18 protein-coding genes and 1 pseudogene are annotated in these 25,193 nt (G+C 45.9%); 7 read left to right on the top strand and 12 right to left on the bottom strand.

Annotation, left to right across the window (positions count from 1 at the left end; all coding sequences use genetic code 11):
* Positions 1–538: 538 nt before the first annotated feature.
* From acnA to icd, 3 genes are read left to right on the top strand one after another with little or no spacing between them, the layout of a single operon-like run.
* Positions 539–3,205, top strand: coding sequence for an aconitate hydratase AcnA (gene acnA / locus HMPREF2909_RS03325; RefSeq protein ID WP_071415213.1), 2,667 nt, complete (start codon positions 539–541; stop codon positions 3,203–3,205).
* Complete coding sequence (locus tag HMPREF2909_RS03320) at positions 3,198–4,319, top strand: citrate synthase (RefSeq protein WP_071415212.1); 1,122 nt, start codon at positions 3,198–3,200, stop codon at positions 4,317–4,319. Before acnA ends, HMPREF2909_RS03320 begins: the two co-directional genes overlap by 8 nt.
* A gap of 2 nt (positions 4,320–4,321) precedes the next feature.
* On the top strand, positions 4,322–5,497 hold the full coding sequence (icd, locus tag HMPREF2909_RS03315) for an NADP-dependent isocitrate dehydrogenase (protein WP_084797233.1): 1,176 nt from the start codon (positions 4,322–4,324) through the stop codon (positions 5,495–5,497).
* 33 nt (positions 5,498–5,530) lie between these two features.
* Here icd and HMPREF2909_RS03310 read toward each other — a convergent pair whose 3' ends face one another.
* The 6 genes from HMPREF2909_RS03310 to HMPREF2909_RS03285 all read right to left on the bottom strand — a co-directional run bounded on the left by HMPREF2909_RS03310 (position 5,531) and on the right by HMPREF2909_RS03285 (position 12,435).
* The gene (locus tag HMPREF2909_RS03310; protein WP_071415211.1) at positions 5,531–6,802 is read right to left on the bottom strand and encodes a deoxyguanosinetriphosphate triphosphohydrolase; all 1,272 of its coding nucleotides are present in this window, start codon (positions 6,800–6,802) and stop codon (positions 5,531–5,533) included.
* Positions 6,799–8,184: an alanine racemase gene (gene alr / locus HMPREF2909_RS03305; RefSeq protein WP_071415210.1), complete on the bottom strand. Its 1,386-nt coding sequence runs from the start codon at positions 8,182–8,184 to the stop codon at positions 6,799–6,801. Before alr ends, HMPREF2909_RS03310 begins: the two co-directional genes overlap by 4 nt.
* A gap of 25 nt (positions 8,185–8,209) precedes the next feature.
* On the bottom strand, positions 8,210–8,704 hold the full coding sequence (locus tag HMPREF2909_RS03300) for an S-ribosylhomocysteine lyase (protein WP_071415209.1): 495 nt from the start codon (positions 8,702–8,704) through the stop codon (positions 8,210–8,212).
* 188 nt (positions 8,705–8,892) lie between these two features.
* The gene (locus tag HMPREF2909_RS03295; protein ID WP_021617887.1) at positions 8,893–10,242 is read right to left on the bottom strand and encodes an ABC transporter substrate-binding protein; all 1,350 of its coding nucleotides are present in this window, start codon (positions 10,240–10,242) and stop codon (positions 8,893–8,895) included.
* 303 nt (positions 10,243–10,545) lie between these two features.
* On the bottom strand, positions 10,546–11,532 hold the full coding sequence (locus tag HMPREF2909_RS03290; RefSeq protein WP_071415208.1) for a carbohydrate ABC transporter permease: 987 nt from the start codon (positions 11,530–11,532) through the stop codon (positions 10,546–10,548).
* A 12-nt stretch (positions 11,533–11,544) separates the two neighbouring features.
* Positions 11,545–12,435 (bottom strand): carbohydrate ABC transporter permease, encoded by an 891-nt coding sequence (locus HMPREF2909_RS03285; RefSeq protein WP_071415965.1) that lies wholly within the window; start codon positions 12,433–12,435, stop codon positions 11,545–11,547.
* Positions 12,436–12,814: 379 nt separating this feature from the next.
* On the opposite strand from HMPREF2909_RS03285, the pseudogene HMPREF2909_RS03280 reads away from it, so the two are divergent.
* The 3 genes and pseudogenes from HMPREF2909_RS03280 to HMPREF2909_RS03270 form a co-directional block, all read left to right on the top strand.
* Positions 12,815–13,825: pseudogene (locus HMPREF2909_RS03280) on the top strand (LacI family DNA-binding transcriptional regulator); the annotation flags it as partial.
* Between the two features lie 290 nt (positions 13,826–14,115).
* Positions 14,116–17,259, top strand: a complete 3,144-nt coding sequence (locus HMPREF2909_RS03275; RefSeq protein WP_071415207.1) for a beta-galactosidase, LacZ type — start codon at positions 14,116–14,118, stop codon at positions 17,257–17,259.
* A gap of 105 nt (positions 17,260–17,364) precedes the next feature.
* Positions 17,365–17,970, top strand: coding sequence for a superoxide dismutase (locus HMPREF2909_RS03270; RefSeq protein WP_021617882.1), 606 nt, complete (start codon positions 17,365–17,367; stop codon positions 17,968–17,970).
* Between the two features lie 442 nt (positions 17,971–18,412).
* Here HMPREF2909_RS03270 and HMPREF2909_RS03265 read toward each other — a convergent pair whose 3' ends face one another.
* From HMPREF2909_RS03265 to HMPREF2909_RS03245, 5 genes are all read right to left on the bottom strand, one after another.
* Positions 18,413–19,105 carry an ABC transporter ATP-binding protein gene (locus HMPREF2909_RS03265; protein ID WP_022856978.1) on the bottom strand — a complete coding sequence of 231 codons (693 nt, stop codon included), beginning with the start codon at positions 19,103–19,105 and terminating at the stop codon, positions 18,413–18,415.
* A gap of 2 nt (positions 19,106–19,107) precedes the next feature.
* The gene (locus HMPREF2909_RS03260) at positions 19,108–19,884 is read right to left on the bottom strand and encodes an ATP-binding cassette domain-containing protein (protein ID WP_071415206.1); all 777 of its coding nucleotides are present in this window, start codon (positions 19,882–19,884) and stop codon (positions 19,108–19,110) included.
* Between the two features lies 1 nt (position 19,885).
* Complete coding sequence (locus HMPREF2909_RS03255) at positions 19,886–20,761, bottom strand: ABC transporter permease (RefSeq protein ID WP_080970183.1); 876 nt, start codon at positions 20,759–20,761, stop codon at positions 19,886–19,888.
* A 2-nt stretch (positions 20,762–20,763) separates the two neighbouring features.
* Positions 20,764–21,831: an ABC transporter permease gene (locus HMPREF2909_RS03250; RefSeq protein ID WP_049206505.1), complete on the bottom strand. Its 1,068-nt coding sequence runs from the start codon at positions 21,829–21,831 to the stop codon at positions 20,764–20,766.
* Between the two features lie 65 nt (positions 21,832–21,896).
* Positions 21,897–23,492, bottom strand: a complete 1,596-nt coding sequence (locus HMPREF2909_RS03245; protein WP_071415205.1) for an ABC transporter substrate-binding protein — start codon at positions 23,490–23,492, stop codon at positions 21,897–21,899.
* A 182-nt stretch (positions 23,493–23,674) separates the two neighbouring features.
* On the opposite strand from HMPREF2909_RS03245, the gene HMPREF2909_RS03240 reads away from it, so the two are divergent.
* On the top strand, positions 23,675–24,439 hold the full coding sequence (locus HMPREF2909_RS03240; RefSeq protein ID WP_071415204.1) for a type III pantothenate kinase: 765 nt from the start codon (positions 23,675–23,677) through the stop codon (positions 24,437–24,439).
* Here HMPREF2909_RS03240 and HMPREF2909_RS03235 read toward each other — a convergent pair.
* Complete coding sequence (locus HMPREF2909_RS03235; protein WP_049215138.1) at positions 24,417–25,193, bottom strand: pseudouridine synthase; 777 nt, start codon at positions 25,191–25,193, stop codon at positions 24,417–24,419. The genes HMPREF2909_RS03240 and HMPREF2909_RS03235 overlap by 23 nt on opposite strands.

Raw genomic sequence — 25,193 nt, 5'->3', positions numbered from 1 at the left:
GAGTGCTGCATGGCAACACACTGCTCCCAGTAAGTCTGCGTTGAATACGTCATGTCTGGGAGCATACAAAATCGCATATCCGACAGAGGAACCTGGCTCATCAAGTACCACCTCACCTACGCACCGTTGCATAATCAAACCCTGCGCCTGCGAACCAAATCCAACAAAACCACATACACAAAAACCTGACACCCTCCAGCCAAAGCTTTTATATCAAACCTGGCAAAAGCCATAGCACGTACAGCTCGCACATGCCGTGTGCTGTCTCCCCCAAAACGAATCGTCTGCAGTCTCCATCTCAAAATGTGGCACATTTCACACAACTCACCCTTGACTATGTTGCGGATATTTTCCTTAATTGTTTCGCATTTAATCATTTCGTAACAATACTCGTAACCAAAAAAGGGGTACACTATGAATAAATATTCATTTGAATGCATAAATAACGCATATTTACCCTATATTTACGGGTTTATTCGTTGGTTTATGCATAACTCCATATCGCTTCAGGAAAACCACAGAGCAGGAGGGACAATCTATGGTAGATACACAGACATTGCACGTCGGCAATCAAACTTTGTCGTATTACAACATTGCTGATGCATGCCAATCACACGGCAAAAACGTCGAAGATCTGCCCTACACTCTCCGCATTCTTCTCGAAAGTCTGCTGCGCAAAGGTTCAGGAAGCGCAGAAGATCAGGCAGCAATTGCGCGTTTAATCGCTTATAATCCAAGCGAGCCTGAGGGTGAAGTTCCGTTTAAGCCAAGCCGTATTGTGTTGCAAGATTTCACCGGTGTGCCTGTGGTCGTGGACCTCGCATCTATGCGTGATGCCATTGTTCAGCATGGCGGCAAGGCAGGCGATATTAACCCAGAAATTCCTGTGGATCTGGTCATTGACCACAGCGTTCAGGTCGATGTATCGGGTTGCGCGGACGCTCTGCCGTTGAATATGCAACGTGAATTTGAGCGCAATCAGGAACGTTATCAGTTCCTCAAATGGGCAGAAGAATCTTTCAACAACTATCGCGTAGTTCCACCTGCTACGGGCATTATTCATCAGGTGAATATTGAGTTCTTAAGCGATGTTATTTTGCATAAGAATGGCGTTGCTTTCCCCGATTCCATCTTTGGAACCGATAGCCACACCACCATGATTAATGGCATTGGCGTACTCGGCTGGGGAGTCGGCGGTATTGAAGCTGAGGCGGCTATGCTCGGCGAAGCGTCATACTTCCCTGTTCCAGAAGTCATTGGCGTGCATTTAACTGGTCGCTTGCCAAAAAGCTCCACTGCAACCGATTTAGCATTGCGCATTACGAATGTGCTACGTCAAGAGAAGGTTGTGGGCAAATTCGTGGAATATTTTGGCGATGGATTAAGCTCTCTGAGCTTGGCAGATCGCGCAACAGTGGCGAATATGGCTCCTGAGTATGGCGCTACTTGCGGCTACTTCCCTATTGACGAAGAGACGCTGCGCTATATGCATTTAACCAACCGAAGCGAAGAAACTATTGCTCTGGTAGAAGCTTATGCGAAGGCTAACCATCTCTTCTACAATACACAGCACACTCCACGCTATACCAAGGTTGTGGAATTAGATTTGAGCACGGTTATTCCTAGTATTTCTGGCCCGAAACGTCCTCAAGATTTGATTTCTTTGTCTGAGGCTAAGCAGGTATTTCGCGATAGCATTACTCGCGAAGCAGGGGTACAAGGTTTCGGTTTAGACGCTAATGAGATTAATAAAACCGCGACTGTGACTATTGATGGCGCGCAATACACTATGCGAACGGGGCATGTGGCTATTGCTGCTATTACGTCGTGTACGAATACATCAAACCCGTATGTGCTTATGTCTGCGGGTTTGCTTGCGCGCAATGCTGTGCAGAAGGGCTTGCACGTCAATCCAACCGTCAAGACTTCCCTAGCTCCAGGTAGCAAGGTGGTTACCGGCTACCTCAAAAATTCAAGATTGCAAGATTACCTCGATAAGCTTGGCTTCCACGTTGTGGGTTACGGCTGCACCACATGCATTGGTAATTCTGGTCCTTTGGGTGAGGAAGTGTCGCAAGCTATTACCGACACAGATTTGCTGGTCAGCGGTGTGCTGTCTGGTAACCGCAACTTCGAAGGACGTATTAATCCTCTTGTAAAAGCAAACTTCTTAGCTAGTCCTCCTCTGGTTGTGGCGTATGCTCTGGCAGGTACCACCGATATTGATTTAACTACTGAGCCTTTAGGCACAGATAACGATGGCGATCCTGTGTATTTAGACGATATTATGCCTCAGCAAGATGAAGTTGCTCAGTTTGTGCGCAAATATGTTACGCGCGACCTTTTCGAGCAGGAATATAGCAAGGTATTCGATGATAACGCGAAATGGAATGCTATTGAAACCGAGGCAAGTGAAACATACGCATGGAACGAGCAGTCCACGTATATTCAGAATCCTCCATACTTTGACGCTCTGTCTGAGCCTTTGGGAGTAAAGCCATTAAACGGTTTGTGCGTGCTGGCAAAGTTTGGCGACACAGTTACCACAGATCATATTTCTCCTGCAGGTGCGATTGCATTAAAGTCTCCTGCCGGTCAATATCTTACTGACCATAATGTTACGCACCGCGATTTCAATTCCTACGGTAGCCGCCGCGGTAATCATGAAGTTATGATGCGCGGTACTTTCGCCAATATTCGCATTAAAAATGAGCTGGCAGGAGGTCAGGTAGGCGGCTACACCACCTACAATGGCGAGCTAACAAGCATGTACGAGGCAGCTATGGCATACAAGCAGGCAGGCGTTGGCACGATTGTTATTGCCGGTAAAGATTATGGTATGGGCTCATCGCGCGACTGGGCAGCTAAAGGCACTGGCTTGCTGGGAATTAAAGCTGTGTTGGCAGAAAGTTTTGAACGCATTCACCGTTCGAACCTCGTAATGATGGGTATTTTGCCTTTGCAGTTCTTGGACGGGGACTCTGCTGCTTCCCTTGGATTAGATGGTTCAGAAAGTTTTGATATTGCTTTGTCTGATACCCCAGGAATTCATGATGCTGTTGATATTACAGCTACTCGCGCTGATACAGTTATCCGCTTTAAGGCACTGGTTCGTTTTGACGCTGCTGCAGATATTGATTACTACATGAATGGCGGAATTTTACCAATGGTTGTACGTAAGAAGTTAGGAGCACACAATGACTAATGATGTGAACGGCCTGAAAGACATGATTGCATGCCAAACACGTATTAGTTCCATTATTGACGATCAACTCTCTTATGCAGGCTATAATATCTCCGAGCTGATGGATAATAACGCCAGCTTCGAAGAAGTTATTTATTTGCTATGGAATCTGCATTTGCCTACGCAGATTGAATATAAGCATTTTGTCAGCGAGCTGAAAGCTAACTATGAAATCTCGGATGCTGTGGAGCAATGCATTCTGATTCAATCGCGTCGTCATTTGCATCCTATGAGTGTTTTGCGCTCTACCGTCAGCCTTTTGGGTGTGTATAACGTTCAGGCAGAAGATACTTCTGTAGAAGCTCGCTACGGTCAAAGCATCCAACTGATGGCTAAAATCCCAACGATTATTTCTACTTTTGCACGTCTGCGTCAAGGTCTCACTCCTATTGCACCGCGCACAGATTTGGGGTTTGCTGCTAACTTCCTCTATATGCTTACAGGCGAAAAACCAACACCTTTGCAGGAAGAAGCATTAAATAAAGCTTTGGTTTTGCATGCTGACCATGAGCTGAATGCTTCTACTTTCGCCGCCCGCGTATGCGCATCTACTCTGAGCGATATTTATTCTTGCGTAACCACTGCTATTGGCACACTGAAAGGACCTTTACACGGTGGCGCTAATGAGCGCGTTTTTGAGATGCTCACTGAAATTCGCGAGCATGGAGATATTACCTCGTATCTGCAAAAGAAGTTAGATACCAAAGAAAAGATTATGGGCTTTGGCCATCGCGTATACAAGACGCAAGATCCGCGCGAAAAGTATTTACGCACGATGGCTAAGCAGCTTACGGTGGGTACGGATAACGAAATCTGGTATCAGTTATCTTTAGAGATTGAAGATTACATGAAACATACGAAGGGATTAATTCCTAACGTTGATTTCTACTCTGCTACCGTATATCACGTTTTGGGTATTGACCGCGATATTTTCACGCTGATTTTTGCTATGAGCCGCGTATCTGGTTGGATTGCACATATTCAAGAACAGCAGAAGAATAATAAACTTATCCGCCCACGTTCGCAATATGCGGGGGCTATAAATCTCGAATATATTCCTATGGGAAAGAGGTAAAAGTGACTCAGATTCGCATGATTGACGGCCACTTAGATGTGCCAAATACCCCGACCCTTCCATTTATTGTGGGAGATGGTATAGGTCAAGATATTTGGTCGAGCGCACAGCATGTTTTCGATGCTGCTGTAAAGAAGGTCTATAATGGCGAGCGCCAGGTTGACTGGTTGAAAGTTTTGGCTGGTAAAGAAGCTTTTGCCTCGCGGGGAATGAGTTTGCCGGCTGAAACTATTGACGCGATTACCGAGCATCTCGTAGCTATTAAAGGCCCATTAGAAACTCCTGTGGGCGAAGGTATCCGCTCCCTCAATGTGGCGTTGCGTCAAGAACTTGATTTGTATGCATGCGTTCGCCCTGTACGCTACTTCGAAGGTATTGAAAGCCCTGTAAAGCATCCAGAGCGTACGAATATAACTATTTTCCGTGAAAATACAGAAGATATTTACGCCGGTATTGAGTGGGATGCTGACAGTGAAGATGTTCAGCGCGTTATCGATTTCTTGCAGACCACGATGAAGGTGTCGAAAATTCGCTTCCCTGAAACGAGCAGTATTGGTATTAAACCAATTTCTCGTGAAGGTTCGGAACGTTTAATCCGTGCGGCTATTGAGTACGCTCTTTCCCACGGTCTCAAGCATGTAACTCTTGTGCATAAGGGCAATATTCAAAAGTTTACTGAAGGCGGTTTCTGTAAGTGGGGTTATGAGCTTGCTCAGCGTGAGTATGCTGATCAGCTTGCTAATGGTTCGTTAGAGATTAACGATATTATTGCCGATAACTTCTTACAGCAGATTTTGCTGCGACCAGAACGTTTTGGCGTGGTAGCACTAACTAATTTGAACGGTGATTATGCCAGTGACGCTTTGGCTGCTCAAGTAGGCGGTATTGGCATCTCCCCTGGCGCAAATATTAACTATGTAACTGGTCACGCAATTTTTGAAGCAACACATGGCACTGCTCCTGACATTGCTGGTAAGAATATGGCTAATCCATCGTCTCTCCTACTTTCGGGCTGCATGATGTTTGATTACATCGGCTGGAATGAGGTAGCTGATGCGATTCGCCAAGCTATGGCTCAAGCTTTTGCTGCAGGCCAGTTTACGGTTGATTTAGCAGGTGCAGACCACACTCCTTTGAGCACAACTGATTTTGCTCGCGCAGTCATTTCTCACCTGTAAATAAACTGTGACTGGGGAAACCCCAGCCACAGTTTAAGCACACACAATACTGTGCAAACTCATAGCAGAGTTATCGGTTAAACTTGCTACCTGATCAATAGCAACACGCAAACGTTCATCATCATTCGTAGCTTCTTGCCAATCCATTACAAAAGCTGGTTCCAACATAGAATGAGGTGCTGAACCACCCGACATAAGCACGTCAACAAGATTTTCAATAATTGTCTGTTGCGTATGATGGAAACTTTCATGTTCTCTCGGCTCCATAACAGCAAAAACAGCAATGCCTTTTAAGAAAGCAATTTCATACGCTGTGTCTTCAGGAATAACAACCTGAGCATTATATCGAGTTAAATGCCCCTGACCATAAGTAGCGCGCGTTTCTGCTTCTACAGAACTGGCAAAACGTCCAATAATATTTGAGGTCATATTTTTAAGCATAGCTAAATCACGGCGTGTGGAATCAAAACTATATGGCAATAATTTAGCCATATTTAAGCGTTCATAAGCATTAATAAGTTTATCGCCATCCCATTTATCGCCATACCAACTATGCACACACTCAACCACAGCATCGATAACGTCGTGCGCATGTAGGTCTGCAGCTTCAATAGATTGCCCAACAATCGCATCTTCTACGTCATGCACAGAGTAAGCAATATCATCAGATAAATCCATAATGTAGGCTTCCATAGGCTTAGCAAAAGCAGGTGCTCCGTTGCCTTCTTTAAGCCATTGAAAAACAGGCAAATCGTCTTCATACACGCAAAACTTATTGCCTTTGGAACCATCAGGATGATGCAGACCCTGCTCATGCGTCCACGGATATTTCGTTGCAGCATCTAAAGCAGCTCGTGTAAGATTTACGCCGGCTGAACGACCATCCGTATGAAAAACTTTCGGTTCTAAACGTGTGAGTAAGCGGAAAGTTTGAGCATTGCCTTCAAAACCGCCAATAGAACGAGAAATATTCATAAGCACGGTTTCTCCGTTATGCCCAAAAGGGGGATGCCCTAAATCATGGGCTAAGCATGCGCAATCAACAACATCGGGATTGCATCCAAAAATCTCAGCGATTTGACGACCTATCTGAGCTACTTCCAAAGTATGTGTTAAACGTGTGCGAGCAAAATCATCAGTTCCTGCCACCAAAACCTGGGTTTTAGCTCCTAATCGGCGCAAAGCAGAGGAATGGACTAAGCGAGCGCGATCCCGCTCAAAAGCTGTGCGGTTGCGTGATTTGGAATTTTCCTGCGCCCACCGCTGCTCATCGTAATCCGTGTATCCCGCTTCGCGCACACTCATGAGAGAATTCTTTCTGGAAGTTCGTGGTCAATAAGAGCACAGTCAGACTCACTCAACACGTCATGCGCTCCAAGGTATAAACGTGGAATACGGTTGCGTAGGCAGGTGAAAATCTCATAACTAATAGTGTCTGCACTGCGCGCCCAATCGTCTGCTGTTGGTTCACCGAAAACAGCACCTCGACCAGGGCCAAAAAGTTTAACGGTATCACCTTCGCTTACGCCCATCTCCTGAGCATTACCCTGCAAATCTAAAACAGCTTGATCCATGCAGACGCGACCAGCAATATGCACGACTTTTGTTGTGCCATCAGCCATACGCACAGCAACCGGACCGCCTCGATGGGAGGTACGTTGAGATCCGAGTAGATTAAAACCAGAGGCACTGCGATGAATACCATCCGCATAACCCACAGGCATATCGGCTGTGCTGGTATCTTGTTCCGTAATATAGGTGCGACCGTATGAGATACCATGTCCTGCCGGGAGATCTTTAATCGTGCCAAGCTGGGCTTGAAGAGTCATGGCTGGAGTCAAGCCAAAATCAGATGGCATGCCCATAGCTCTATCTGGTTCATAACCGTATAAACCAATGCCGGGACGAACCAGCTCGAAATAAATATCTGGTCGGGTTAAGGTCGCTGCAGTATTAGCAAGATGACGAATGCGCGGATTAATACCTTCTGTCTTCATGGACGCAACCATGGCATTGAAATTATTAATCTGCATATCGGTAACGTCGCGGGATTGCCCGTCCTGAGGAGCATCTGTTACTGCCAGATGACTCATTACTCCAACAACATCTACCAGTTCTGCCTGTTGTGCATTGCGCAAAGCAACCATAGCTTCACTGAGTTGTTGTGAGGTAAAACCGTTGCGCCCAAAGCCTGTTTCAATCTGCACGTGCACGCGAGCCGTTTTATGCACATGCTTCGCAGCATCACACACAGCTTCAATATCGCTCACAGAACCAACAGCAATATCAATATTATTGTCAATCAGCCCATCAAAAGGGGAACTAAGAGCAGAGAACATCCAACACAAAATATGTGCTCTGCTCTTATCAATTCCCGCGCAACGTAAAGCTAAAGCTTCGCGAGCTTGAGCCACTCCCAACCATGTAGCTCCGCCAGAGAGCGCTGCTAATGCAGAAGGAATTAAACCGTGCCCGTAGGCATCTGCCTTAACCACACCCATAATTTGTGGGGCTTCTACCCCAGCAACGCGAGCATGTTCAGCTGTCATCTCCACTATATGAGCCATATTATGTGCCAGCACATCGAGGCGCACTAAAGCCTGAGCTGGATATTTACGCAATGTAGCATTATAAACGTGGCGACCAGCATCAGATAATTCGGGAAGATCAACAGCAGTTAAACTCATGTATTCAGCTTCTTATGAAATGGTTTTACTCAACTACGCGACGTTCGAAAGCATCGGAACTAATGCCCTGGCTCAAAATAAGCTTGCACCACTCTCGAGCTGTGAACAACGAATGATCTTTGTAATTACCGCAAGTTTCGATGGTGGTAGCAGGGACATCTTCCCACTGTGCCTCAAAAGCAATAAATTCCAAAGATTCTTTCACGGCGCGGACAACGTCTTGCGCAGAATGTTCACCCCATGCCAACAGATGGAAGCCTGTTCGGCAGCCAAAAGGAGAACAATCAATATAGCCAGGAATGCGCTCACGAAGCTTCACGGCAATAGTGTGTTCAATCGTATGCAAGCCACCGGTAGGAATAGCGTTTTCATTAGGCTGCACTAAGCGAACATCATAGTTAGAAATCACGTCACCATGTGGACCGCTTTGCGTGTCAATCAAACGCACATAGGGAGCCTTCACAGCAGTGTGATCAAGGCTGAAGCTTTCTGGCATATTTTCAGGAGTTGATTCAGTCATATCTACCTCTCTATGTCTTTATGAGCACAAGCAAAGTCGCCGTGCATGAACTGTTCCCATTATAGAGCGCCTACTCAACCTTCAACTCACCGCGCTGCAGCTCTGTATAAGCAACGCTTCCCACTGTATGAATGAAGTGGGAAGCGTTGGGTGGAGAGGAGAAAAGAAGATTACTTTATTCTTTTACTTTATTCTTTTACTGTGTACCCCTGCTGCTGTGCGTAGCTGACCAAATCAGCCTGCCAATCTTTAACACCATCAGAGAGCTTCTGGTCGCCAGTGAAGGACTTGCCAACAAAGTCGCCGAACTTACCGCGAGCATATACTTCGAATGGTAGGAACTTATAGCCTGCACGCACATTCTTTGCTGCCTTAGCAAGTTCTTCATTAAACTTCTGACCGCCGAAGTATTCATGAGCCTTACCATCAGCATCGGTAATAGCGGTTTGGTTCAGGAAGTCTTCAGACGACAAGCTGTTGTTATCTGCTGGGAAAGCACCACCTTCAACACGTACTGCTACACCATCCTTGTTGTGGGTAACGTATTCAAGATACTTGTATGCTGCTTCTACCTTCGCCTTATCATCAGACTTGATAACTGTTAAGGACGATCCACCAGATTCAGAACCTGCTGGCTGACCATCAGAAGTCGGCATCTGGGTAATGCGCCACTTACCATCACCGTTTGGAGCACCAGTCAAGAGATTGTATGGCATCCATGCACCAATAAGCAAAGAAGCAATAGAACCGTTATCTAAGCCCTTATTCCAATCATCAGTCCATCCTGCAGTCTTGGTGTCAATGAGGTCTTCATCAATAAGCTTTTGCCACCAATCTTCGAATTCCTTTACCTTTGGATTGCTGGTCAGCTTAATAGATACAGTCTTTCCATCCTTTGAAGTTTCAAATGGAACTGCACCGTTTTGCCAAGTCATGGAATCAAAGAAACCTGCATCGCCGGAATCAGATGTAATATAAGAGCCGGTTGCGCGCACTTTCTTAGCCGCTTCGTAGAACTGATCCCAGGAAGTAATCTGCGTAGGGTCTACACCTGCTTTATCGAAAACTTCCTTATTGTAGAACCAAGCCATAGGACCAGAATCCATTGGCAGACCGTATACGCCGTCGTTAATATTGACAGAAGCCCAGGTACCTGGAGTATAGAAGTCACTGAAATCTTTTGCACCTAAATCTGCTACGTTTTCTACATATCCGCGAATAACGTACTCAGGAAGAGCATAGTATTCAATCTGAGCCAAGTCTGGAGCACCAGAACCAGCTTGCATAGCATTGTTTAATGCAGTGTACTGATCTTTTGAGGTACCAGCATTAACCAGCTTGATTTTAATATTTGGATTAGCTTTTTCAAAGCCTTTAATAGTGCGACCCATGGTGGAGTCCCATGCCCACACAGTTAACGTCGTTTTACCAGAAGAATCCGAGCTGTTAGCGCTACCAGATTGTGAGCCGCATGCTGCAACAGATCCCAACATCGCTGTTGCACCCAGCACAGCAACAAGCTTCTTACCTAACTTCATCTTGAGTCCTTTCTCAATGATTAGAACGACAACACTATTTTTCTTCCTCTACATATTCATGAGTGCAAGCCTCCATTGCTTGCGGCAACACCTCCCCGTGAACAGCGAGAACATTGTGTTATTTTCGTCGTAGTATACACGATACCACTATTAAAATGTTTACGCAAACATTTTTGATTTCGTGTCGTTTTTTGATTTTATGTATTGTCGTCATGCTTTCTCTAGCATCACAACTACCTCCGCATAGCAGTGTGGCTGAGACTTACATGAAGCTCAGCCACATCACACACAGGATTTAGTTTCTTACTCCTTCACAGCACCTGCAGCCAAACCGGACTGCCAGTACTTTTGCAAGCAGAGGAACGCGATAACGAGAGGAATAATCGTGAGCAAAGATCCCGTAATAACCAGATGCTGAATAGGCACACCACCCGATGTTGCAGCCTGATTCTTCCACTGGTTCAAACCAATGGTTAATGGATACCAGTTCGGGTCTTTAATCATAATCATTGGCAGGAAGTAGTTATTCCATGTGGCAACAATAGTAAATAATGCCGTAGTAACAATACCTGGAGATAGCAGAGGTAAGGAAATCTTCCAGAAAGTATGCCACTCACTGGCACCATCAACACGCGCTGCCTCTAAGAGTTCAGTTGGCACAGACTGCTCAGAGAAAATCCACATCAAATACAGTCCAAACGGCGAAATAAGTGATGGAATCAACATAGCCCATGGCGTATTTGTTAATTCTAACTTGGCAAAGAGCAGGAACTGCGGAACAGCTAAAGCAATACCTGGAACAGAAATCGAGCCGATAATAATAGCAAAAACAGCTTTACGTCCAGGAAAACGGAACTTAGCCAATGCATAACCGCCCATAATCGCGAGCAAGGTTGCTCCACCAGCACCCACAAGCACATACAGTAAGGTATTGAGTAGCCAGCGAGTAAAAATGCCGTCGCCATAAGTAAAGACACCCACAATATTATCAATCAGAGCAAAGCTATGCCCTGGCCCTAAACCGAAAGTGGAGTTAAAATCTGGCTGCGTTTTCGTTGCATTAATCAATAAATATGCAAACGGAAAAAGGCAGTAGATAGCGAAAATTGCACTGACGATCGTTAAGGTAATGCTGCGTCGAGGATTGTTAACATTAGCAAAACCTGCTTTAGCACTGCGTTTACGTTCAGCTTTCTCGTCTGCCAAAACACGCTTTTGACGCAGTTTTTCAGCTTTCTTAGCAGCACGTTCTCGCTGACGAAGACTCATTGTTGAATTTGTTGTTGTCATTGCTCCACCGTCCTACTTCATCTGATCTTTCATACTGCGCAGCTGTACTGCGTAAGCAATCGCCATGGTAATAATGGCCATCACAATAGCCATTGCAGCCGCATAATTACTTTGGTTACCAGAGAAGCTCAAATTATACGCATACATATTTGGCGTAAAGTTCGTGGTAATCGCATTACCTGGAACCATGTTCTGCAAAATGCTTGGTTCATTAAACAGCTGGAAAGAACCAATAATGGAGAAAATAACAGTAATAGCTAAGGAGCCGCGCAGTTCAGGAAGTTTAATAGACTTCACAATTGCCCACTCACTTGCTCCATCAATAGAGGCTGCCTCATAAAGCGAATGCGGAATAGTTGACAGGGAGCTGTAGAAAATCAGCATGTTATAGCCCGTGTATTCCCATGCGACGATATTACCGATGGATGCCAGCAACATATTAGGAGCAAAAGCATCAAAATGCGTACCAAAGAAGGAATTAAAACTTCCCACAAGACCATATTTTGCACCGTAGGCAAAACCCCAAATCAAGGTAGACACCACAGCAGGAACTGCGTAAGGCAAGAAAGTTCCAATGCGGAAAAACTTTGTGCCATGTAACTTCATAGAGTCAATCGCCAATGCCAAAGCAGCTGCCAAGAACAACATAATAGGAACCTGCACAAGAGTAAATAGACCTACGCGCATAACTGCTGCCCAGAACTGCTGGTCTTTAAACAGACGCGCATAATTATCTATTCCCACAAAAACATTACCACCAATCAGGCGCTGCTGATAAAAGCTAATATAAATGGCGTAAGCAATAGGAATAATAAAAACAAAAGCAAAAACAGCCGCAAAAGGCCACATAAACTTCCAGCCACGCCAGTCTGCCTTATGACGATTAACAGGCACATGACTCATGCGTGTTTGTGCAGCTGTAGCACGCGATCGTTGTGCACTCACCTGACACTCCTCCTCATTAAGAAATATGGAACATTTAAGAACTGCTGAAACGTGAAATCTCGTGTTGAAATCTCTGGCGGAATTCCCCGCGAAATTTCTGACGAAATCTCTCATGAAAACATCGACGTTCCCATTTTTTAAGCTAGTTTCTCAAGAAATCTTTTGAAACTTAATGCATTTCTCAAATGTTTGCGTTATCATAATAACATTACAACGGAACGAACGCAACACACATGCACACAGACATAATGTGAAGATTTTCGCTAAAATGGCATATATGCCATGAAATACCAGTGCAACAATGCCGTTGTACTCGATGAAGTAAGGAAGTGGGACTATGGCACGCAAATCACCTGTGTCTTTACAGGATGTCGCCAAAGAGGCAGGAGTTTCACCACAAACTGTTTCGCGCGTTGCTAATGGTAGCGATGCCGTAAAACCTGATACTAAACAACGTGTGGAACGGGCTATGGATAAGCTGGGATACCGTCCAAATTATGCTGCCCGCGCGCTCAAGTATCAGCAATTTAACAATGTTGGCGTTATTTTGTTTGACACCTCCACTTTTGGTAATTCACGTATTCTTAGCGGTATTTCTGCCGCAGCAAGTCAATACGATTTTGCTATTACCATGTGCACGCTTCTCAACCAACAAGAACGAACTTTTCAGGCAGCAATGGAGCGCATGAAGCAACTTCCGGTAGACGGCGTAATTATGGTTCTTGAACGTCGCATTCCTGATTTCGAAACTTTTGCACCGCCGTCAAAACTTCCAGTGGTGCTTATTACTGACCAACCTTCGGCTCATTGCCCAACAGTAGATGGCGACCAATACGGCTGCTCAACTGAGATTGTGGATTATTTGATGCGCAAAGGACATAAAACCGTGTATCACATGGCTGGACCTCTTGATTCTCGCGCAGCCCAGAGCCGTGAACGCGGATGGCGAGACGCTTTGCACGCGCATGGCATAACTCAGCTTCCTCCTTTATATCGCGGAGATTGGTTGGCAGATAGTGGATATCAGGCGGGATTAGCATTAGCTCATGAGCCAGATTGCACTGCTGTGTACGCTGCGAACGATCAGATGGCTTACGGCATTATGCTTGGTTTACGCACAGCAGGTAAGCGTGTGCCCGAAGATGTGAGTATTGTTGGCGTGGATGATTCCTTAGTGGGCAATGTTCCTCGCTTAAATTTAACCACGATGCGCATGCGTTTTGATTTGATTGGCCGTGAAGCCTTCTTAAGCGTTAAGGCTTTAATTGATGGGCAGAAAGTAGAAACAGGGCGCGAAAAACTGATTGCCTCCACTTTTGTAGAGCGCAGTTCTGTACGTGATTTAAATGCTCCACACAATACAGCGAGCGCGAAGGGTGCCGATACTTCAGCTGGCATTATTGCCTCGTCTGCGACTTTACCCTCAGGATCTGCACCTGACCTAGCGTTGAGCGTTCTTCAAGAAGTTCAAGCCCCACCCGATGTGTCAGACAATGCGGGTAGCGCAGACAGTACGGACAGCACAAACAGCGCAGGTAACGCGAAAAAGCAAGTAACGCAAAACGCGCGAAAAGTACGAAAAGTACGAAATAACAATAATTCTTAGTAGAACTCTCACTCAAAGAGGAGTAAATCATTATGACAATCGAATTTCCACATAGTATTCATGCAACTCAGCCAAACGAGCAATGGCTGACTGACCCATCTATCTGTGCAGTTAATCGTTTAGATGCCCATAGCGACCATGTAATCCGTGGATCGCAGGGCGAAAGTTTGCGCCATAGTTTAGATGACTCTAATGGGACATGGCATGCCAGTGTTGTGTATCACGACAGCAGCTTGCTTGAACGTATCAGTCAGGCAAGTATTCAAGCCAGTGCCCGCGAGTTTTTGACTGAACTCAAGGAGCCTATTTCGAAGGTGCGTGTTCCTGGACATCTGCAAACTGATGGACTGTTCCCTCATCAATATGTTAATCAGCAGTATCCATGGGATGGTCATGCACAGCTTGATGCTCCCGACATTCCTGAGCACAACCGTGTGGGCGTCTACGCCCGTGATTTTATGCTTTCACCTCGTGAGATTGCTGCTCTGCTCAATTCGCGTGACGGCTTAGGCGAGCGTGTGCATCTAACTTTTGACGGCGCGGCTATTGCTCTGTATGTGTGGGTTAATGGTGTGTTTATTGGCTATGCCGAGGATTCTTTTACTCCAAGCGAGTTTGACGTCACCGATGTGCTTCGCGAAGGTGTTAATACAGTAGTTGCTGCGTGTTATGAATATTCCACCGCGCATTGGTTAGAAGATCAGGATTATTGGCGTTTGCATGGTTTATTCCGCAGTGTTCATCTAGACGTTATACCTGCTGTGCATGTGCAGCATGTGCACGCTGCATCTGATTATGATTGGCACACTTCGCGCGGCTTGTTATCTGGAACTGTTTACGTAAACAGTTCGCAGACAGCGCATGTTCACATTGAACTGCTTGACGCTCACGAAGAAGTAGTTTATGACGAACAATACATGCTCGAACAAGGAAGTAGCACTTTTGAGCTGAACGCAACCGTGCAGAATGCTCAACCATGGAGCGCAGAAGATCCATATCTGTATGCTTTGCGTTTCACTGTGTTAGACGACACTAATACGATTATTGAGAAATCCCACACTCGTCTTGGATTCCGTCATTTTGAGCTTGACCCTCAGGACCACATAATGAAGCTCAACGGCAAGCGCATTGTATTTAAGGGAGTTAATCGCCATGAGTTTGGTTCTGACTGTGGTCGTGCGCTGAGTGAAGAGCAGATGCTCTGGGATATTAAGTTCCTCAAACAGCACAATATTAATGCTGTGCGCACAAGCCATTACCCTAATCAAACGCGATGGTATGAGCTGTGCGATAAGTACGGCATTTATCTGATTGATGAAACTAACTTGGAAACCCACGGTTCTTGGTGCGATGCTTTTGGTACCGTTACCGAACACCGCGCGGTTCCATCATCACGTATGGAATGGCTCAACCCGTGCATGGATCGCGCGAACTCTATGTTTATGCGCGATATTAATCATGCTAGCGTTCTCATATGGTCATTGGGTAATGAATCATACGGTGGCGAAGTGTTCGTGCACATGAGCAACTACTTCCATGAACACGACACACGTCCAGTTCATTACGAAGGCACCACATGGAATCGCGAGTTTGAGCACGTTACCGATATTGAGTCACGCATGTATGCGCGACCGCAAGACGTTGAAGCCTATTTAACTGGCTCTTCTGAGCTTGGTCAGCCTCGTAAACCATATATTTCTTGTGAGTATATGCATGCGATGGGTAATTCTTTGGGCGGTATGAAGCTGTATACCGATTTAGAAAAATATGACCTGTATCAGGGTGGATTTATTTGGGATTACGGCGATCAGGCTTTAGAACAGCAGCTAGCAGACGGCTCTACCCGTTTAACCTACGGTGGTGATTGGTATGACCGTCCAGCTGATTATGAGTTTAGCGGCAACGGCATTGTTTTTGCTGATCGTAAGCCAACTGCTAAGGCTGCCGAAGTTAAATTCCTCTATGCTAACGTGAAGATCAACATCGCTGAAGATTTATCTGTGCACATTGTTAACGATAATTTATTTACGTCTACTCAAGATCATGTTTTTGTGGCGCGCGTTCTTATTGATGGCATAGAACAGTGGACGCACAATTATCGTTTTAATATTCCTGCTTTAAGTGAGCAAACAGTAAGAGTTGATTGGCCTGATGCTCAGCTTTTCAACGGTAGAGAGATGGTTCTTGAGCTTGCTTATACACTCGGCGAGCATACAGCTTGGGCTCATGCTGGTTACGAGATAACTTTCGGTCAGCGTGCAATTGCTTTACCAGAGCGACCTGTGAACGAAATTCATCCATCTGCTCATATTGTTGAGGATTATTGGAATATCGGTTTGCACACAGCTCAGGCTGAGATTTTGCTGTCCCGTCAGCATGGTGGACCAGTAAGTTTTAGGCGACTGAATCAAACTGACGATATGGTTGTGCGCACTCCTAAGCTCACAACATGGCGTGCGTTAACTGATAATGACCGCGGTTACCAAGCAGGTTTTACGCGCGCTCAATGGCTTACTGCCGGACGTTTTGCGCAGATGTCAGGAAAAGATTTTGCGATTGACCGCAAGAACGGAACAATAACTGGTACATATACCTATACTTTAGCTACAGCTGCTCATACTCCTGTAACCGTCGTGTGGGAAGTCGATAGTTCTGCTCGTGTTCATCTGACTGCTACTTTCTCTGGAAATCATAACGAGCCTTCAAATCCTTTAGCTTTCGGACTTGAATGGATGCTTCCTGCTTCCTATACGCACACACGTTTTTATGGTTTAGGTCCTGAGGAAAGCTATGCTGACCGTCACAATGGAGTAAAACTGGGCGTATGGTCTACTACTATTTTCGATGATGTTCAGCCATATCTTCTTCCTCAGGAAACAGGAAACCATGAAGATACGCGCTTTGTAGAGCTTACTAATCAGTTTGGTCATGGTTTACGTGTAAGCGCTCATGCAGGCAGTACTTTTGCTTTTAGTGCCTTGCCTTATAGCTCCGCCATGCTTGATGAAGCCACCCATCAGGAAGAATTGCCAGCACATACGCATACCTTCTTGCGACTTCTTGCAGCCCAGCAAGGAGTAGGTGGCGATGATTCTTGGGGATCTCCAGTTCATGATGAATTCCAGATTGACGTAACAAAGCCTGTAATTCTCGATGTGGATATTGAATTAATTTAATTGGTAGTTCAAGCGTTCGTGATATTCCACACATTGTGGCCCCTTGCGAACGCTTGTGTGCGAAAATAGTAGGGACGTTATTTCTGTCACTAAAGAAGGAGAATCATGGCAATTTACACTCTCCCTGAACTGCCATATGACTACGCAGCACTCGAGCCACATATTTCTGGCAAGATTATGGAGCTTCATCACGATAAGCATCATGCAAACTACGTAGCAGGCGCTAATGCAGCTCTTGAGCGTCTCGAAGAAGCACGCGATAAGAACGATTTTGCTGCTATCAACTTGTGGGAAAAGAATCTCGCTTTCAACTTGGGTGGTCATATTAATCACACCTTCTTCTGGAACAATTTGACTCCAGAAGGTAAGGGGCGTCCTGATGGTGAATTCGGCGAAGAAATCACCAAGCAGTTCGGTTCCTTTGAAAAGTTCCAGGCTCAGTTCACTGCTGCTGCTTTGGGATTGCAGGGTTCTGGTTGGGCTGTTCTCGCATGGGATGCTTTGGGTGACCGCTTGGTAACCTTCCAGCTCTACGATCAGCAGTCTAATGTTCCAGTCAACATTGTTCCACTGGTTATGCTCGACATGTGGGAGCACGCATTCTACTTGGATTATGTGAATGTAAAGGCTGACTACGTGAAGGCTTGGTGGAATATCGTCAACTGGGATCACGCAGCAGAAACATGGGCAAAGGCTAAGGGCTTAAAGTAACAATAAAAGCCACGTGGGGGGGTACAGAGTTGAATAACCTGTACCCCCACTTTTGTTTTCTCCTAGCTTGCGTTTTGATAGTGATGGCGTGCTCTCATACGTTCCTGAAGGTTGCTAGCGTCGCACGCACACAACGCCCACGTCCACTTTAAGGATTGCAGTCTTCGTGCCATGCATGAATCATGGAGTGCTATACCAAATCCCCCCGCGAAACCCCAAGAGCAAGTTTGTCTGCATACGTGAAGTCGATATGCCACTTGTGAAGCCATTTTTTCGCATCAAAACTGGCATATCGGGTGTATTAATCGGTTAAGCAGAATGTGTAAGAGTAATAGATCTTCGGATGTAACGCAGTTTGAAGGTTAATTGCACAGAACAACTGCTAGTCACTCACCTGCAACCTCGAAAAAACCCTGCTACCCCCAAGGACCAGAATACGTCCTCACCATCGCGCAGCATCAATCAGTTGTTTTGTATATTCATGTTGAGGATGCGCAAGAATCTCGCGTGTAGAACCCTGCTCAACAATACGCCCGCGATGCATCACTACCAGAGTATCGGAAACTTGTTGCGCAACACCTAAATCATGCAGAACGATTAAGGTAGCCAGATTACGTTCGCGCTGAATCCTTGCTAAAGCCTCAATAATATGCTGTTTTCCCAGCACATCAACAGCGCTCACTGGCTCATCAGCTACCAGTAGGCTCGGATTACTCAGCAAAGCACGTGCAATTGCTACGCGCTGAGCTTGCCCACCTGAAATATCGCTCACATACCGTCCGAGTAATTCCTCTCCCAAGTCAATGCTGTGCAAAGCAGAAATCACATCAGAGCGATCCACCTGAGTCGTTGAGCCTTCACGCACAATACGTTCCACAGTCCACCGTGGGTCAAGAGAAGTCAGCGGATTTTGAAAAACTAAGCCTGTGCTCGCTGGATCCGCAATCTCCACTTCCCCAGCTTGAGGAGTAATAAAACCGAGCGCAATATTCAAGACGGTGGTTTTGCCTGAACCAGACTGGCCGACAATTGCTACACGCTCCCCCTCGCTCACACTCAGGCTGACTGCATGAACAGCAGGCTCATGCGCACCTGCAAAACTATGAGAGACCTCACGTAAAGATAATAAACTCATGATCACTCCCCCTCACCGCGCACAGCTATACTGCGTGCAGCTTCAACCAATTGACGGGTGTAGTCCACGCTCGACTCGTATAGTTCCTCTAAACGTCCACTATCTACAACCCCACCGTTATTAATCACATAACAGCGATGAGCTACCCGAGAAATAACAGCAAAATCATGACTAGCAAATATTACGCTTAAATTCTGCTTATCAGAACGTTCTACAAGCACATCCATAATCTGCTTTTGCACAATAGAATCAACAGCAGTAGTTGGCTCGTCAGCAATAAGCAGTTGAGGATGTGCCACAACAGCCTGCGCAATCGCTGCTCTCTGCGCTTGCCCTCCCGATAGTTCTGAAAGGTAACGCGAGACTAAATCACTGTCTAAGCCAACGCTTTCTAAAGCTTGCTGCACGCGGTGCAAACGTTCCGCAGCACTCAAATTGTAATGCAATGTAAGAGGTAGCTCCACGTTAGCACGCACAGAAACTACCGGGTTAAGAGCTGCCACAGGATTTTGGAAAACAGCAGTCATATACGTACCGCGCATAGCTGCACGTTCATGCTCACTGAGTTCTAAAACATTAACTCCATCAATAAGAATTTGCCCTTCAACCCTCATAGAACGTGGAAGAGTTCCTAAAATTGCTTTTGTTATTAATGATTTTCCTGAACCCGAGGCACCGATTAAACCGATACGTTCATGATCTGCTACGTCAAGATTCACGTTATGCAATAACTGGTTATTGCATAAACTCACAGAAAGATTTTTAATCTGTACACTCATATTATTGCCTCAATGCTTCGTTCGATACAGGATCACTTGCTTCTCGCAGAGCGTCGCCCAGTAAGTTCACGCTGAGAACTGCAAGAGTAATAAGTAAACCTGGCCAGATTGCTACGCTCGGATGGACGGTAACATAGCTGACCGCACTCGCTAAAGATCGTCCCCATGATGCAATATGACTTGGCACACCGACTCCGAGATATGTTAAACCTGATTCCGCAAGCATTGAGGTTGCTGCAGCCAGAGAAACATTAATAATAACGGATGGCATGATTTGTGGCAGAATATGTTCAATAAAAATTCTGCCGTGTGATTTTCCTTTATACCGCGCGAAAGTAACGTAAGGCGAGCGCGCGGCAGCCACTGCTACAGGACGCACAACGCGCATAAGATTAAGACTGTATGCGAAAGAACATGCGATAATAATGCCTGCAATACTTGCTCCGAGAGGAGCTGCGCATAACAACGCTACAACAATGGTTGGTATGGAAATTAAAGCATCAATAATAATGACGCTGAGTGTGCGCACACCAGTATGACGGCTAATAGTCACAGATACTCCTGCAATACCTACAACACATGTAATCACAGACACAGCTATAACAATAAGTAGCTCTGTAGCAGATCCTGCCAGAAGCCATGATGCAATATCTGCACCTGCTCCATCTGTTCCCAGCCAATGCGCAGCAGATGGCGAGCTCCACACATTGTAACCATCGCTAAAGTTCAAATCGTATGGAGTCCATACCAGCGAAACGAGGGCAGTAATAATCCATAACGCACAGAAGAGGCAGGCGAATAAACCGTCTGTGCGCGTAAGAATGGAGCGGATAATAATACGTAAAGTTCTTAAAGGTGTTTTTTCTGTGTTTTTCATTATTAATCCCGCCTCTTCGTATCCGCTTCTATCGCTTGTGTTGCGCGAGTATTAGTGCTGTGAGCAGAGGTTTTTAGACGAGGATCGAGCATACGCACAATCGTGTCAATAACAAATCCCACAATGAGGAAGAAAGCTGATAAAAGCAATAGCTCAGTTTGCACAGAAGCGAGGTCTCGCTCAGATAAATCTGTCATGAGCATAGTAGCGAGTCCAGGCAGATTAAAGAGGGTTTCTACGGTCAGAACGCCGGTAATCATGGAGGCAAAAGTAACGCCTGCAACCGATGCAATCTGCGGGGCTGCTAAACGCAAACCTGTGGTGCGCACAGCCTGAGCATAGGTCATTCCTGAAGCCATGCTCCACGCAATATAATCAGATTTTTCTACGTCAACAATTGCAGAGCGGGTGTAACGCATAAGATGTGCTCCCGTAATAATACTCACTGACAAAGCAGGAATAATTAACGATGCAGCTGCACTCACCACATTCGCAGGTGAGCTCAAAGGATTGGACGGGAAGCCCTGCGTTGGTAACACGTTAAGCATTCCATTGCCTTTTCCGAAAACAATAATAAGAGCTAAAGCTGCCCACAATGCAGGAACGGCGCCCAAAATCTGAGAAATCACACGCAGTCCACCGCGTACCCAAGCGTGCCGTGAAGTGAGCGAGTACACGGCCGTAGGCAAAGCAATCACTAGGGTTAAAACCATGCTCACTACAATGAGCGGGAAAGTCACCGCCGCACGTGTGAGCAATCGCGTGCTCATAGCTTGCCCAGTGAGCAAAGATGTGCCTAAATGTCCGGTAAAAATAGAGCCTAACCATTGCCCATACTGCACAATAAGAGGCTGATTGAGACCTAACTCAGCGCGCAGCTGCTCATATTTTTCTGGAGTTGAATTCGTTCCAGCCATAATAGCCGCAATATCGCCAGGCAAAACACGCAGGGCGAAGAAAATAACGATGGATACAATCCACAGCATAAGCAGGAGCACAGCGAAACGTTTGAGGGCAATTGCGACTTTTGACTGGTTCTTTGCCTTTTTTGCCTTTTTTACCTTTTTCATCTTTTTCAGCTCCGTCGTCGTGCTCGCCTTCGTCATCTCCGGCTTCATCTCTGTCTTCATCTCCGTCATCGCACACTCACCTCCCACAACGGCAAAACGGTTTGATTCAACTTCACAGGGAATCCTTCTACATTTGTGCGCCATGCAGAGACCACACGGAAATTCATAATCCAATCAGCTGGGGCATCTTCGCTTACAATGCGAGCAGCCTTCGCCAGCAAGGTATCGCGCTGTTCATCACTCAGCGCTGCCATAGCTTCGGCATAGAGCTTCTGAACTTGGGCATTATTGTATCCGTAATAGTAATCTGGCGTAGTCCACTGCTTAAAGTCATGACTATCGTTATGATCAACCATTGATATGTCGAAATTGTGCTGCTTGTAGACTTGAGCAAGCCATGTGGCAAATTCTGTGCGGTTAACTGTTAAATCTATACCAATTTTTGTCAGCTGACTGCGTAATTGTTGACCAATTTCTGCTGGGTAAATATTGGCGTAGGTCAAGGTGAGTTTCAGTGGTTTGCTTGGACTGTATCCCGCTTCTTGCATTAACGATTGTGCTTTTTTCACATCTGTGGCGTATAGTCCTGTTAAATCTTCATAGCCAGGATCGAGACTAGGAATAGGCCCACCGAGAAGAGCATCCGTTCCTCCTCGCGAGGCGATAATGGATTTTTCGTCAATGGCATAGCGAATTGCTTGGCGCACACGCTTGTCTGTAAAAGGCTCTTTGCAATTGTTAAATGCCAACACGTATTTGTCTGTGCCGTCGCCTGCTTGAACCTGAAAACGCTCGTCTTTTTCGATGGTAGAGGCAAGTTGTGAGCTGATAGGTGCGAGGACTTGCACGTCATTCGATTCCAGAGCGTGAAGAGCGGCCTGAGGGTCTACGTAATAGTTGAGCACAATAGTGCGTATTTGCGTTTTGTGTGCGCTCCCCCAGTAGTTCGAGCGAGCTTGGAGAGTAACGGATACTCCGGGATTGTATGCGGCAATGGTATATGGGCCGGAGCCTACGGCTTGGGTTTTTGCGTCGTATGTTGCATCTTTATCGTAGACCACACCTGCACGGCTCGACAGATTCCACAAAAGTTCGGAATATGGGGCGCTGAGGCGTAACACAACTGTATGAGCATCGAGCGCTTTTACCGATTCAAAGTTCGCCAGAGAAACCGCGCCTTGCAGTTGCTTATCCATCATAGTTTGGATTGACCAGACCACGTCCTGAGCATCTAAAACATGTCCATTACTAAAACTCATATTCTTATGAAGGTGGAAAGTATATTGCTTACGGTCAGCACTGACCTCCCATGACTGCGCTACACCAGGAGATACGCTGTTATCAGAATTGCGCGTGAGCAAAGCCTCATACACATTACCTATAAGTAGTTGCTCCAGAGCTGTTCCTGAGGTTGTGCGTAAATCTAAATTAGTTGGCGCTAAAGTAAGACCTATAGCTAGACGATTACTCGTAGTGCGCTCAGCTAGGTTTATATAGCCAATCGTTACTCCCGTCAGTGTTACAACAACAGCCAGAGCAGCTACAATCATGCTCCACCACGGTTTTATTTTTGCTTGTAATAACGGTTTTCGACGAGCATTAAGCTCATCGTCTAAACTTTGGACAGGTACGCTTAACTGCCCACGTGAATTGTTTTTCATTTTCTCCCTTAAGTCCCCGCGTCCAAGACGTCGTTGCTTGTAGAGTTTCGTGGTACGTGCACAACTATACTCAGTTGTTCCTACATGAATCACAGATGAATTTCTCACGTCTAAAAACACACGCTCCGTCACGCAAAGCACGTACAATCAAATACAGTTGAATATTCGCGAAGGAGGTTTCTATGCTCATCGCTGTTGATATTGGCAATACCAATATTGTTTTAGGCTTTATGCAGGGTCCAGATATTACGCATAGTTACCGTCTCACCACATCAGACGTGCGTACGAGCGATGAATACGGCATTCATCTTCTACAGTTTCTCTCTCTAAGCGGTTATACAACCGATGACGTAGAAGATGTGATTGTGTGCTCTGTTGTTCCGAGCGTTATGCATTCTTTCCGCGGTTCGATTGAAAAATTCTTAGGCAAAACTCCTATAGTTGTAGGCCCAGGCATCAAAACAGGTATGGCTGTGCGCATTGACGATCCTAAATCTTTGGGAGCAGACTGTTTAGTAGATTGTGTAGCTGCTTCTGCTTTGTATGGCACGCCTTGCTTGGTTATTGATATGGGCACTGCCACTACTTTCAACTATGTAGATACGAGAGGAGAGATTACGATGGGCGTTATTCAGACGGGTTTGCTCACCTCTGCACGCGCTTTAGCAGGTAATACTGCTCAACTTCCTGAAGTAGAGATTGCCTCGCCGTCAACTGTTATGGCGAAAAATACGTTTAGTGCTATTCAAACAGGATTATATTACGGTTTTATTGGCGGTATTGAACGCATGATTAAACAGTGCCGTGAAGAAACTGGCACTGATTTTACGGTAGTAGCTACTGGAGGTTTTGGGCGCGTTATTGAACACGATAGCGATTTTATTGATATATATGACCCTGATTTGATTTTTAAGGGTATGCGCATTATTTACGAGAAGAATCACTAAAACTCTGTCCGCTCACATCCAGCGGATAGCGTGATTCAAATCGCATAGTGCGATGCGAATACGGATCAATAAACTCTAAACTGCGAGCCACAAGCTGAAGAGGATGAGTAAAATCCGTATCGTCACGTTTACGCATAACTGGGTAAAAATCATCGCCTAAAATCGGTAATCCTAAAGCGTTCATATGCACCCGCAGCTGATGCGTTTTCCCTGTACTCGGATACAGAGTGTAAGCGCGATACCCTGCTCGCACAACATCTGCAGGCTGATTACCAGAAACTTCTATGCGCGTATGAGCATTAACTTCGCCAGGCTCTTCAAATGCTTGCAAAATATGATGCACTTTCACTATATGCGAGCGTCTTTCGAGAGGAAAAGGTGCTGACGGATTATCGCGGCGGACGGTTCCATAACGCGGCGTGCAGATAGGAGACATCGGCGCTAAGCATTCATACACTTTTCTTGCTTTTTTATTTTGGAAGAGTAACTGATATTTACCGCGTGCTTTAACATCGCGCACAAAAACAACGATGCCTGCGGTTAAGCGGTCTAAACGATGTGCCGGCACAATATCGTCTTCGCCAAAAATGTCACGCAAACGCATAAGAGCAGTAGATTTATACCACATACCGCGCGGCATGGTGGGTAAGAAATGAGGTTTATCTACGACGATAATATGTTCGTCTTCGTAAAGAACAGGTAAATCAAAGGGAATATCTGGTTCATCGGTAACGAAGGCATGGGCACGCTGCAC

This window comes from Alloscardovia sp. HMSC034E08, assembly GCF_001813415.1.
Classification (GTDB): domain Bacteria; phylum Actinomycetota; class Actinomycetes; order Actinomycetales; family Bifidobacteriaceae; genus Alloscardovia; species Alloscardovia omnicolens.
Note: the sequence above shows the minus strand (reverse complement) of the source record. Positions and strands in the feature narration are given on the sequence as shown.

Excerpts from the sequence above, each read along its gene's own strand:
- acnA (WP_071415213.1), top strand. The coding sequence starts at position 539 with ATGGTAGATACACAGACATTGCACGTCGGCAATCAAACTTTGTCGTAT.
- HMPREF2909_RS03320 (WP_071415212.1), top strand. The coding sequence starts at position 3,198 with ATGACTAATGATGTGAACGGCCTGAAAGACATGATTGCATGCCAAACA.
- HMPREF2909_RS03310 (WP_071415211.1), bottom strand. The coding sequence starts at position 6,802 with ATGAGTGTGCGCGAAGCGGGATACACGGATTACGATGAGCAGCGGTGG.
- alr (WP_071415210.1), bottom strand. The coding sequence starts at position 8,184 with ATGAGTTTAACTGCTGTTGATCTTCCCGAATTATCTGATGCTGGTCGC.
- HMPREF2909_RS03300 (WP_071415209.1), bottom strand. The coding sequence starts at position 8,704 with ATGACTGAATCAACTCCTGAAAATATGCCAGAAAGCTTCAGCCTTGAT.
- HMPREF2909_RS03295 (WP_021617887.1), bottom strand. The coding sequence starts at position 10,242 with ATGAAGTTAGGTAAGAAGCTTGTTGCTGTGCTGGGTGCAACAGCGATG.
- HMPREF2909_RS03290 (WP_071415208.1), bottom strand. The coding sequence starts at position 11,532 with ATGACAACAACAAATTCAACAATGAGTCTTCGTCAGCGAGAACGTGCT.
- HMPREF2909_RS03285 (WP_071415965.1), bottom strand. The coding sequence starts at position 12,435 with ATGAGTCATGTGCCTGTTAATCGTCATAAGGCAGACTGGCGTGGCTGG.
- HMPREF2909_RS03275 (WP_071415207.1), top strand. The coding sequence starts at position 14,116 with ATGACAATCGAATTTCCACATAGTATTCATGCAACTCAGCCAAACGAG.
- HMPREF2909_RS03270 (WP_021617882.1), top strand. The coding sequence starts at position 17,365 with ATGGCAATTTACACTCTCCCTGAACTGCCATATGACTACGCAGCACTC.
- HMPREF2909_RS03265 (WP_022856978.1), bottom strand. The coding sequence starts at position 19,105 with ATGAGTTTATTATCTTTACGTGAGGTCTCTCATAGTTTTGCAGGTGCG.
- HMPREF2909_RS03260 (WP_071415206.1), bottom strand. The coding sequence starts at position 19,884 with ATGAGTGTACAGATTAAAAATCTTTCTGTGAGTTTATGCAATAACCAG.
- HMPREF2909_RS03255 (WP_080970183.1), bottom strand. The coding sequence starts at position 20,761 with ATGAAAAACACAGAAAAAACACCTTTAAGAACTTTACGTATTATTATC.
- HMPREF2909_RS03250 (WP_049206505.1), bottom strand. The coding sequence starts at position 21,831 with ATGAAAAAGGTAAAAAAGGCAAAAAAGGCAAAGAACCAGTCAAAAGTC.
- HMPREF2909_RS03245 (WP_071415205.1), bottom strand. The coding sequence starts at position 23,492 with ATGAAAAACAATTCACGTGGGCAGTTAAGCGTACCTGTCCAAAGTTTA.
- HMPREF2909_RS03240 (WP_071415204.1), top strand. The coding sequence starts at position 23,675 with ATGCTCATCGCTGTTGATATTGGCAATACCAATATTGTTTTAGGCTTT.